The sequence below is a fragment of the Kitasatospora arboriphila genome (assembly GCF_039528095.1).
GTDB classification, from domain to species: domain Bacteria; phylum Actinomycetota; class Actinomycetes; order Streptomycetales; family Streptomycetaceae; genus Kitasatospora; species Kitasatospora arboriphila.
Genome location: NZ_BAAALD010000151.1, coordinates 1 through 9,450 on the forward strand (window position 1 = coordinate 1; position 9,450 = coordinate 9,450).

A 9,450-nucleotide genomic window follows, 5' to 3' on the forward strand; every position below is an offset into this window, starting at 1 on the left:
CACCGCCGCGGCGGCAGCTGCCTGCCCCTCTCCGCCGGCGACGGCCCCATCCACCGCACCACCCGCCCTGCTGCGCCGCGGACGCCGCTCCGGCAGCTCGTCGGAGCCAGACCGTGAGACTCCTCGAACTGCACGCGCCGCACACCCCCGAGCTGACCCTCGTCCTGCTGCACCACGCCGGCGGGTCAGCCGCCGGCTACCGCGACTTCCTCAGCCATCTGCCCGCCCACTGGCGGGTGTTGGCGCTGGAACTCCCCGGCCGGGTGCACACCTCCAAGCAGCGCGGCTGCCGCTCGGCCGCCGAGGTGACGGAGCTGCTGCTGCCCGTCCTGGAGTCCGAAGTCGCGGGCCACTACGCGGTGTTCGGACACAGCATGGGGGCGCTCGTCGCCTTCGAACTCGTCCGCGTGCTGGAACGGCTGGGCCGGGCACCGCTCTGGCTCGGCCTCTCCGGCAGCCCCGCCCCGGAGACCGGCCCGCCGGCCACGGAGCAGCGCCACACCTGGCCGCACGAACGGCTGGTGCACTTCATGCGGCGGCTCGGCGGCACCCCGGAGGGCGTCTGGCACCACCCGGTACTCGCCGAGCGGATGGTCCGCACCATGCGCTGGGACCTGGAGGTCGTCGACACCTACCGCCACCCCGGCGGCCACCCGCTCACCACCCCCGTCTCGCTCTTCGCCGGCGAGGCCGACCCGCTCGTCCCGCCCGAGCGCATCCGCCGCTGGCGCGCCCACCTCCACAACGCCATCGCCTTCCACAGCCTCCCCGGCGGCCACTTCTACCTCTTCGAGCACACCGCCGACCTCTGCCGCCGCATCGTCCACGACATCACCACCAGCCGCCCCGCAAGCTCCTGAGCGCCCGTCGATCTTGTACGATTCGCCACCGACCGAAGCGACTTGGGGGCGTACATGAACGGCCGGGGTACCCGCACGACCGGAACGGCCGCCCTCGGGGCGGCCCTCCTCCTCGCCTGCGCCTGCTCCCCCACGAACGGCGGCGCAGCGAGGACCTCCGCGTCGCCCGCCGCCGTCACGGCGCAGACCCTGTGCGACGCGCTCCTCACCGCGCGGGACGTTCCCGCCGGCTTCCGGAGCCGGGCGACCGGATCCCCGTGCGACTTCGAGGACCCCGGCACCCGCGACATCCTCCAGTCCGTCGCCTTCGACGGACGCGAGGACACCGAGGAGATCAACGAGGAACTCGAACGCCCGGGCACGGAGGCCGACGCCGTCTCCCGCTACCCCTCGTGGGTCGCCAACCTCAGCGAACACGGCCACCGGGTGTACGAGCAGAACGCCGCCCCGTTCCGCGACCTCGGGGACGACGTCCGGCACTTCCTCGTCCACGACACCGCGCACGGGGCCGACGTGTACTTCAACCAGCTGTACGTCCGCCGCGGCCGACTCCTGGTCTTTCTGAACGTCACGAGCCTCGGCGCCTTCTCGCCCGCCGACCTGCACCGCTTGGCGTCGAAGGCACTGGACCGCACCGCGGCCCTCAGGTAGCACCGGGCGCCGAGGTACACGCAGCACCAGCCAGTATGATCATCGCCACACCAGGCGCGGATGAGGGAGTGGGCATGTTCGCGGCACTGCGGAACCGGGCACAGCGGCGGGAGCTCGAACTCGCCGGCCGGCTGCACGACGAGGGCGGCCGGCTCGGGGAGCAGGGGCGGTGGGTCGAAGCCGAAGCCGCCTTCCGGCAGGCCGTCGAGCTGTGCACCCGACAATTCGGCGCAGACGCCGGATGGACACTCGTCATCCGCACCAGCCGGGTGGCCGCGTTGCGGCAACTCAACCGCGGCGACGAGGCACTGGCCGAGCTGCAGCAGCTGCTGGCGCACTGCCCGTCCGTCCTGGGTGAGGCCCATGCTGCCACCGCCGAGGTGCGGGTCGAGCTCGCCGGCATGCTGATGAACAGGGGCCGACCCGCCGAGGCGGACGAGCTCCTGGCGGTCGTGCTGCGCCACCGGCCGGCCCCGGACAAGCGCGGCCTGGCCGCCTGGGACGCCAGCCTGCGGGCACACGCCGCCCAGGGCCGGCACCGCGAAGCCGTCGACGGGTCCCGGGCGCTGCAGGAACAAAGCGCCCGGGTCTACGGCGCGAACGACATCCGTACCCTGAAGGTCGCCTCCGACCGGGTCCAGAACCTGGTCCAGCTCGGTGAGTACGAGCAGGTCGAACGCGAGTGCCTCGCCCTACTCGATCTCCACGGCACACCCAGCCTGCTCTGGCTGTCCGTCATGAACGCCCTCGTCATGGCGCTCAACGGGCTCGGACGCCACGGCGAGGCCGAGGACACCGCACGCCGCGCACTCGGACGGCAGCGGGAGGTCCCGCAGCCCGGCCAGGACATGCGGATCGCCCTGAGCCTCGGGCTGGCCCGCAGCCTCAGCGGCAACGGTCGCCACGAGGAGGCCCTGCACGTCGCCACCCAGGCCGAGGCGGAGTTCCGGGACGGCCCCGACGTCCGCGCCACCCTCGCGGCGCCGATCTCCACCGTCACCGCCCAGGCCCTGCTCGGCCTCGGACGCCCCGACGAGGCCGAGGCCGCGAGCCGGAAGGCCGTCGAACTCGCTGCGCCCCTCGGCCCCACCCACCACAGCGCCCTGGAGGCCGCTACCACCCTCGGCAGCGCCCTCGCCGCCCAGCAGCGCCATGCCGAGGCCCGTGATCAGCTCACCCGCTGCGCCACCGCCTGGCGCGACCACTTCGGCGCGGACCATCCCCGCACCCGCGCCGCCGAAGCCGCACTCGCCGCGCTCCCTGGAGCCTGACCACGAGGCGAATCACGATGACGGATCGAGTCGGATTCCTCAGCGGCGGCCCGGTGGGTCCGGACGGCCGCCATCTGCTGATCCTGCCGGGAGACGCCACCGAACTGGTCGACCCCGGCCTGACGGTGGAGGATCTCGCCGACCGCCACGGCCTCGACTCGGTGGTGCGCGTCCCAAGGATCGAGTTCTGCACGGCGATCCACCTCGACGGCCCGTTGGCCGGCACCATCTCCCGCTACGCCGTCAACCAGCTCGGTTCCAGGTGCGACCACGCCCTCCCGCCACGACCGGGCGGACCCTCCGTGACCTACGAGGTCGTCGGGCTCGCGGAGGGCGACCGTCCCGCCGAGCTCCGCCACGTCGGACCGGACGGCGGCGGCCCGAACGTGTAGCCCCCGGCACGGACGCTACGACCACGGCACCCGGATGTCCCTGCGGGGCGTCCGGGTGTCGACGACGTCGAACCCGTTCTCGTGGCGCACCAGGTGCCGGACCTCGTCCGAAGCGGAATGACGGAGGAAGCCGGCCCACCCCCGCGTGGTCGCGCGGCGGAGGATCCACTCGACGACCTCCGTCATCACGCCGAACTCGTCCTCGTGGATGCACGCCCGCGCGGTCAGCGCCCAGGGATGCTGCCGTCCGCGTTCGGCCGGTGCACGGCCGGAGCAGCGCCGAGGTGTCCACCCCGTCGAACGAGTGGCTCGCCGTCCCGCCGGCGAAGACCTGCCACCGGTGGCCCCAGGTCTCCCGGTCGGCGGACTCCAGCACCGGCGGTGCCTCCGTCTGCCCCACGGGCCGCCGCAGTTCGTGCACCGCTGCCTCGGACAGGTCCGGCGTCAGGTCCACAGCCAGGAACAGCAGGAGCAGGTCGTAGTAGTCGCTCTCACACGACGGACCCCAGGGGGTCGGCGCCGTGGATCCTTCCGGCGGTGTTCGCGAGGGCCGGTGCAGAGGGCCGGTGCAGGAGGCCACTTCGACCGGGAAAACGCAACTTCGACATGGCTCGCCGAGGCGGCTACCTTCGGCTGGTCTTCGGCGATCGCCCGCGGTCGCACCGGAGTTCCCCCCAGGCCGAGCTGTCCGCGAGGGAACGAATCGGTCACGCCCCACGAAGCCCCGCTCCGTGCGAAAGCCACCGAACCGGGTCCACACCGGGCCCCCGACCAGGGAGAGACGCATGCCCCGTCTTGCGCTGTACACCTTCGGCGTCCTGAAGTCACCCCTCGCCGATCCCGGACCTCTCACCCGCGAGCTCTACGACACGGGTGAGGCCGTCTACCGGAAGATCGGTCAGCACCCCGGGTACCTCGCGCATGCCGAACCGGCGGATGCCCACCGCGGCGTGCTCTTCGGTGCGGACTGGGGTGCCTGGGGAGAGTTCGCCGTACCGGCCTGGTACGGCAAGGGCCGGACGTCGGAAACCACCGCCCTGGCCGCGACCCTCTCGCTCTGGACCGACCTGCGCCCCGCCTTCGACGCCGTCTACACCGGTCTGCACCGTGCGGCGCTGAACAGGCGTCACGACTGGTTCGAGAGGACCGGACACCCGAGTCACGTGGTCTGGTGGGTCTCCGACGGCGTGATACCCACCTGGCAGGACGGGGTCTCCAGGCTGGAGCACCTCCACGACCACGGCTCGGCGCCGCACGCCTTCACCTTCCACCACTCGTTCGCCCCGGAGGGAACTCCGACCAGGCTCAACGGCATCGGGCCGACGGGCGACCGGGCCCGCTGACGAGGAAGCCGGGGGCCTCGCCCGCCGGCCGCCGGGGGCAGGTCAGCGCCAGCGGTAGGTCGTGTCCGTCATCGGCGGCAGCAGCACGGGCCGCTTCCGCGGGGCCGGGGCGGTGGCGGCGCGGGCGAGGGCGCCGCCGAGGGCCGGGTAGAGGTGCAGCCGGGCCGCGCGGGCCGGGTCGCACCACACCACGGCCGTCGGGTCCGCCGCGTCCAGTTCCACGGCGGCGAGTCCGTCCCGGGCCGTGGTCGGCAGGCGGAGGACGAAGACGAGGTGCCGGCGCCGGAAGATCCCGTCGCGGCCCGGGCGGGTACTGGCCTGGTCCTGCACCCATCGCAGCACCGGTGCCGCGGGGGCCGCGGCGGCGTCCAGCCCGAGTTCTTCGTGCAGTTCCCGGTGCAACGCCGAGAACGCGTCCTCGCCGGCCTCGACGAGGCCGCCGGGCAGTGAGTGCTGCACTCCGTCCGGCCGTTGGCGGCGGATCAGGCACACGGCGTCACCGGCGACCAGCAGTGCCCCCACCCTCACCTGCGCCCGTTGCACGGCTCCACCTCTCCCCTGCTGTTCAGCAGACGTTCCGTGAGATCGGGTCGGCTCGGGCCACGTGGTCGAGGACCTGCCGGAGTTCGCCGATCAGCGCGGTCGCGCCGGCGGCGGCGAGGCGGTCGGCGGGCATCAGTGCGGTGTAGCCGAGGACGTCCATGCCCGCGGCCCGTGCGGCGAGGACGCCGTTGGGGCTGTCCTCGACGACCAGGCAGTCCTCGGGGGCGACGCCCATCGCCCGGGCGGCGTGCAGGAAGAGGTCCGGCGCGGGCTTGCCGATGCCGGCGACGTCCTCGGCGCTGAAGACCAGCGGGGCGGGCAGGTGTGGGCGCAGGCCGGAGCGCTCCAGGGTGAGGTCGATCCACGCGTGGTCGGAGGAGGAGGCGAGGCAGTAGCGCAGCTCGCGCCGTTCCAGTTCGGCGAGGAGCTCGGCCGCGCCGGACGAGGCGTCGACGCCCTGCTGGAACGCGGCGAAGACGCGCTCGTGGCAGCGGGCGGTGAAGTCCTCCGGCAGGGCGCCGCCGTACCGGTCGGCGACGACGGTGTGCACGTTGCGTCCGGCGTTGCCGAGGAAGTGGTGGAACGACTCTTCGAGCGTGGTCGGGTAGCCGAGCTCGGTGAGGTAATCGGAGAGCACGCGGTGCGCGGTGTGCTCGCTGTCGACGAGCGTTCCGTCGTTGTCGAAGATCACCATCTGGTAGGCCACCCCGGCAGGCTACCGGGCGGGTGCCGAGCCACGACCACGTGACCGTCCGTCAGGCGTCGTCGCCCGGCCGCAGCGGGTGCGGACCCGGACGTCGGGTTCGACGTGGACCGCCCGGTCGTGGGCGAGGCCGACGTGCACGGGCACGGGCACGGGCACCGGCGCGCCGGGCACCTCGGTGGCGCCGTCGCGGTCGAAGGGCAGGCCGGTCCACTGCCGCCACTGGCCGAGCGACCCGCTGACGGTCATGGACGCCGGCGCGGCCACTCGTTTCCGCACGAGTGACCGCATGCGATTCCGCGGGCCGGCTCCGTACCATCCGCAACATGTGCGCACCTGCGCAAGGGCGGCTGCCCCTACGATGTCCCCATGGACTCACGCGCGCCGCTCGCAGATGCACACCGCTCGCAGCAGCACTCCGCGGGCGAGCGCCTGGAGGTGGCGGCCTCCGTCCTGGCCCTGCTGGCCGACCGCACCCGGCTGGCCCTGATGGAGCGGCTCGGCCGCGGCGAGGCGGACGTCACCACCCTGGTCGAGGCGACCGGGGCCGCCCGGCCGTCGGTCAGCCAGCACTTGGCGAAGCTGCGCCTCGCCGGGCTGGTGTCCACGCGCAAGGACGGGCGCCGGGTCGTCTACTCGCTGCGCCACGGCCATCTGCGGCGGTTGGTCGACGAGGCGTTGAACGTCGCCGACCACCAGATCGGTTCGCTGGCTCCGCACGACTGACCGGGCCCGTGCCCGGCGCCGTCCCGCTCCACGGGCAACATGTGCGCGAGTACGCACATGTTGCCTATGATGGCCGGGTCGCACCACGCCGAGCGAGGGGCCGGGGCCGATGCTGTCCGTTCTGCGCAACCGCACCTACCGACACCTCTTCACCGCCCAGGTCGTCGCCCTGGCCGGCACGGGGTTGGCGACCGTGGCGCTCGCCCTGCTGGCGTACGACCTCGCCGGAGCCGATGCGGGCGCGGTGCTGGGCACGGCCCTGGCGATCAAGATGGTCGCCTACGTGGCGATCGCCCCGCTCGCGGGAGCGCTCGCCGGACGGGTGCCGCGCCGGGCCCTGATGGCCGCCATGGACCTCACCCGGGCCGGCACGGCGCTGGCGCTGCCGTTCGTGGACCGGGTGTGGCAGATCTACCTGACGGTGTTCCTGCTGCAGGCGGCCTCGGCCGTGTTCACCCCGACGTTCCAGGCGACGATCCCGCAGGTGCTGCCGGCCGAGCGGGACTACACCGGCGCCCTGTCCATGTCGCGGCTCGCCTACGACCTGGAGTCGCTGTTCAGCCCGGCGCTGGCGGCGGTGCTGCTGACCGCGGTGAGCTACGACTGGCTGTTCGCCGGTACGGCCGTCGGCTTCCTCGCCTCCGCCGCCCTGGTCGTCTCCGCCGTCCTGCCGAAGGCTCCCCCGGTCGAGCGCGCAGGGGGCGTCCGCGCGCGGGCCGTGTTCGGCTCGCGGCTGTTCCTCGCCACGCCCAGGCTCCGCGCCCTGCTCGCCCTCGATCTCGCGGTCGCGGCGGCCGGGGCGATCGTCTTCGTCGACAGCGTCGTGGTGGTGCGCGAGCACTTCCACCGGCCCGCCGCGGACCTCTCGCTTGCGCTCGGCGCCTACGGTGCCGGCTCGATGACCGCCGCCCTGCTGCTGCCCCGGGCACTGGCCCGGGTGGGCGACCGCACCGTGATGCTGCCAGCCGCGCTCGCCCTGCCCGCCGCGCTCGCCGCCGTCGCCGCGGTCACCGCCGCACCGCCCGGCGGGTGGAGCTGGTCCGCCCTGCTGGCGGCCTGGGCGCTGCTCGCCGCCGCCGGCTCGGCGGTCCTCACTCCCGGCGGTCGCGTGATCCGCCGCTCGGCGGCCGAGGCCGACCTGCCGGCCGCGTTCGCCGCACAGTTCTCGCTCTCGCACTCCTGCTGGCTGCTGACCTACCCGCTGGCCGGATGGCTCGCCGCCGCGGCCGGCCTGCCGGCCACCGCCCTCACCCTCGGCGTCCTCGCGCTCGCCGCCACGGCGGCCGCCGCCGTGCTGTGGCCCCGCCGGGACCCTGACGCACTCCGCCACGAGCACACCGACCTGCCGGCCGGCCACCCCCACCTCACCGGCGCCCACCCCTCCCGGGCCGGAGCCTGGAGCCACGGCCACCACTACGTCATCGACGAGCACCACCGTTCCTGGCCCCGCGCCGGACGCGCCGGGGCCGCCGCACGCTGACCTCCGCCGCCGGGACACGGCGAGCGGCGGGCCGGTGGCAGGCGGCAGGCGGCAGGCGGCAGGCGGCAGCACTTGAGTCTCCCGTAGGTGGAGACGCCACGATGGGGGCCATGAACGGCGACACGCTCTACTCCATCGGCGAACTGGCCCGGCGGACCGGCCTCACGGTCAAGACCGTCCGGTTCTACTCCGACACGGGGATCGTGACGCCGACGGACCGCACCCCGGCCGGCTACCGCCGCTACACCGCCGAGGCCGCCGCGCGCCTGGAACTCGTCCGCACCCTGCGGGAACTGGGGCTGGACCTGCCCACGATCCGCAGGATCGTCGACCGGGAGCTCTCGCTCCCCGAGGTCGCCGCGGCCCACGCCGAGGCCGTGGCGGCGCGGCTGCGCGTCCTGCGCCTGCGGCACGCGCTGCTGACGGCGGTGGCCGAGCGCGGGCTCACCCCCGAGGAGACCGATCTCATGCACCAGCTCGCCCGACTCTCCGAGGACGAACGCCGGCGTCTCGTCGACGAGTTCCTCGACGCCGTCCTCGGTGGCCTCGGCACCGATCCCGTCCTCGCGGGGGCCAGGCGCTCGATGACCCCCGAGCTGCCCGACGACCCCGGGGCCGAGCAGACCCGGGCGTGGGCGGAGTGGGCCGAACTCTCCCGGGACCCGGACTTCCGCGCCGCTGTGCGGCAGACGGCCGAGGACTTCGCGGCCGATCGCGCACGTGCCGGTGCCCCGGGCCCGCGCCGCGACTTCGTGGCGGCCGTCCGCGACCTGGCCGCCCCGGCCGTGGCGGCGGGCGTCGACCCGGCCTCGTCCGCGGCCGACCCGGTCGTCGCCGCGCTCGCGGCCGACTACGCGCGGGGGTGCGGCCGGCCCGACGACACCGGGCTCCGCCGCCGACTGCTGCTCCGGCTGGAGAGCGTGAACGACCCGCGCAGGGAGCGCCACCTCCGCCTCCTCGCGGTGATCAACGGCTGGCCCGTGCAGGAGGGGCCGGCACCGGCGCTCACCTGGGCGGCCGAGGCGGTACGCACCCGCCTGCAGCCGTAGCCGCGCCGCGCCGACCGGCCGTCAGGGCCGGTCGAGGCAGCGGCAGAAGGGATGCCCGGCGGCGTCGAACAGCATCCGGGCGTCCTACTGCGGCGGGTGACCGGCCACGGTGGCCCCCGGCGCGACCGTCCCGGCGACGGCCGAGTCCGCCCCGCCGACCTGGACGTCGAGGTGCATCATCGGCCGCTGCTCCCCGGCGACCGGTGGCTGGCGGCCGGCGGACGGACCGGGGCCGGCGGCCGTCCGCCGCCTGGAGGACGAGGAGGGGGCCCACAGGAAGCCGCCACGACGGCCGTTCCTGGCGCCTCGGTCGGCGTTCCCCAGCGCATCCCACCGGTTCGCGATCTCGCGCCGGTGGCCCGCCCGACGACGACGATCGCGTCGCGCGCCTTTCTCGGCCGGCCGTCCGGGCCGCCGCGGCGGCGCACCAGC

General features: G+C 74.5%; 11 protein-coding genes and 1 pseudogene. 8 read left to right on the forward strand and 4 right to left on the reverse strand.

The genetic code is table 11. From position 1 onward, the window contains the following. Positions 1-113 precede the first annotated feature (113 nt). The 4 genes from ABD353_RS37620 (at position 114) to ABD353_RS37635 (ending at position 3,174) form a co-directional block, all read left to right on the forward strand. Positions 114-860 carry a thioesterase II family protein gene (locus tag ABD353_RS37620; RefSeq protein ID WP_344628229.1) on the forward strand — a complete coding sequence of 249 codons (747 nt, stop codon included), beginning with the start codon at positions 114-116 and terminating at the stop codon, positions 858-860. A gap of 54 nt (positions 861-914) precedes the next feature. After that, on the forward strand, positions 915-1,511 hold the full coding sequence (locus ABD353_RS37625; RefSeq protein ID WP_344628230.1) for a hypothetical protein: 597 nt from the start codon (positions 915-917) through the stop codon (positions 1,509-1,511). 74 nt (positions 1,512-1,585) lie between these two features. Next, the gene (locus ABD353_RS37630; protein ID WP_344628231.1) at positions 1,586-2,782 is read left to right on the forward strand and encodes a tetratricopeptide repeat protein; all 1,197 of its coding nucleotides are present in this window, start codon (positions 1,586-1,588) and stop codon (positions 2,780-2,782) included. A 17-nt stretch (positions 2,783-2,799) separates the two neighbouring features. Beyond that, a complete protein-coding gene (locus ABD353_RS37635; RefSeq protein ID WP_344628232.1) occupies positions 2,800-3,174 on the forward strand; it encodes a hypothetical protein in 375 nt (124 codons plus the stop codon). Between the two features lie 15 nt (positions 3,175-3,189). Here ABD353_RS37635 and ABD353_RS37640 read toward each other — a convergent pair whose 3' ends face one another. After that, positions 3,190-3,360, reverse strand: coding sequence for a hypothetical protein (locus tag ABD353_RS37640; protein ID WP_344628233.1), 171 nt, complete (start codon positions 3,358-3,360; stop codon positions 3,190-3,192). A 599-nt stretch (positions 3,361-3,959) separates the two neighbouring features. Between ABD353_RS37640 and ABD353_RS37645 the strand changes: the two genes are divergently transcribed. Beyond that, positions 3,960-4,517: a DUF3291 domain-containing protein gene (locus ABD353_RS37645; protein ID WP_344628234.1), complete on the forward strand. Its 558-nt coding sequence runs from the start codon at positions 3,960-3,962 to the stop codon at positions 4,515-4,517. Between the two features lie 42 nt (positions 4,518-4,559). Here the strand turns inward: ABD353_RS37645 and ABD353_RS37650 are convergent, their stop codons facing one another. The 3 genes and pseudogenes from ABD353_RS37650 to ABD353_RS37660 form a co-directional block, all read right to left on the reverse strand. Next, on the reverse strand, positions 4,560-5,060 hold the full coding sequence (locus ABD353_RS37650) for an NUDIX hydrolase (protein ID WP_344628235.1): 501 nt from the start codon (positions 5,058-5,060) through the stop codon (positions 4,560-4,562). Positions 5,061-5,082: 22 nt separating this feature from the next. Continuing rightward, positions 5,083-5,766: an HAD family hydrolase gene (locus ABD353_RS37655; RefSeq protein WP_344628236.1), complete on the reverse strand. Its 684-nt coding sequence runs from the start codon at positions 5,764-5,766 to the stop codon at positions 5,083-5,085. 9 nt (positions 5,767-5,775) lie between these two features. Continuing rightward, positions 5,776-6,024: pseudogene (locus ABD353_RS37660) on the reverse strand (N-acetyltransferase); the annotation flags it as partial. Between the two features lie 108 nt (positions 6,025-6,132). Between ABD353_RS37660 and ABD353_RS37665 the strand changes: the two are divergent. The 3 genes from ABD353_RS37665 (at position 6,133) to ABD353_RS37675 (ending at position 9,018) form a co-directional block, all read left to right on the forward strand. Next, positions 6,133-6,489, forward strand: coding sequence for an ArsR/SmtB family transcription factor (locus ABD353_RS37665; RefSeq protein WP_344628237.1), 357 nt, complete (start codon positions 6,133-6,135; stop codon positions 6,487-6,489). Positions 6,490-6,598: 109 nt separating this feature from the next. Continuing rightward, a complete protein-coding gene (locus ABD353_RS37670; RefSeq protein ID WP_344628238.1) occupies positions 6,599-7,969 on the forward strand; it encodes an MFS transporter in 1,371 nt (456 codons plus the stop codon). Positions 7,970-8,079: 110 nt separating this feature from the next. Next, the gene (locus tag ABD353_RS37675; protein ID WP_344628239.1) at positions 8,080-9,018 is read left to right on the forward strand and encodes a MerR family transcriptional regulator; all 939 of its coding nucleotides are present in this window, start codon (positions 8,080-8,082) and stop codon (positions 9,016-9,018) included. Positions 9,019-9,450: the final 432 nt, after the last annotated feature.

Bases quoted from the DNA above. Each gene is read 5' to 3' on its own strand.
- ABD353_RS37625 (WP_344628230.1), top strand. From the start codon at position 915: ATGAACGGCCGGGGTACCCGCACGACCGGAACGGCCGCCCTCGGGGCG.
- ABD353_RS37675 (WP_344628239.1), top strand. From the start codon at position 8,080: ATGAACGGCGACACGCTCTACTCCATCGGCGAACTGGCCCGGCGGACC.
- ABD353_RS37640 (WP_344628233.1), bottom strand. From the start codon at position 3,360: ATGACGGAGGTCGTCGAGTGGATCCTCCGCCGCGCGACCACGCGGGGG.
- ABD353_RS37665 (WP_344628237.1), top strand. From the start codon at position 6,133: ATGGACTCACGCGCGCCGCTCGCAGATGCACACCGCTCGCAGCAGCAC.
- ABD353_RS37645 (WP_344628234.1), top strand. From the start codon at position 3,960: ATGCCCCGTCTTGCGCTGTACACCTTCGGCGTCCTGAAGTCACCCCTC.
- ABD353_RS37635 (WP_344628232.1), top strand. From the start codon at position 2,800: ATGACGGATCGAGTCGGATTCCTCAGCGGCGGCCCGGTGGGTCCGGAC.
- ABD353_RS37670 (WP_344628238.1), top strand. From the start codon at position 6,599: ATGCTGTCCGTTCTGCGCAACCGCACCTACCGACACCTCTTCACCGCC.
- ABD353_RS37630 (WP_344628231.1), top strand. From the start codon at position 1,586: ATGTTCGCGGCACTGCGGAACCGGGCACAGCGGCGGGAGCTCGAACTC.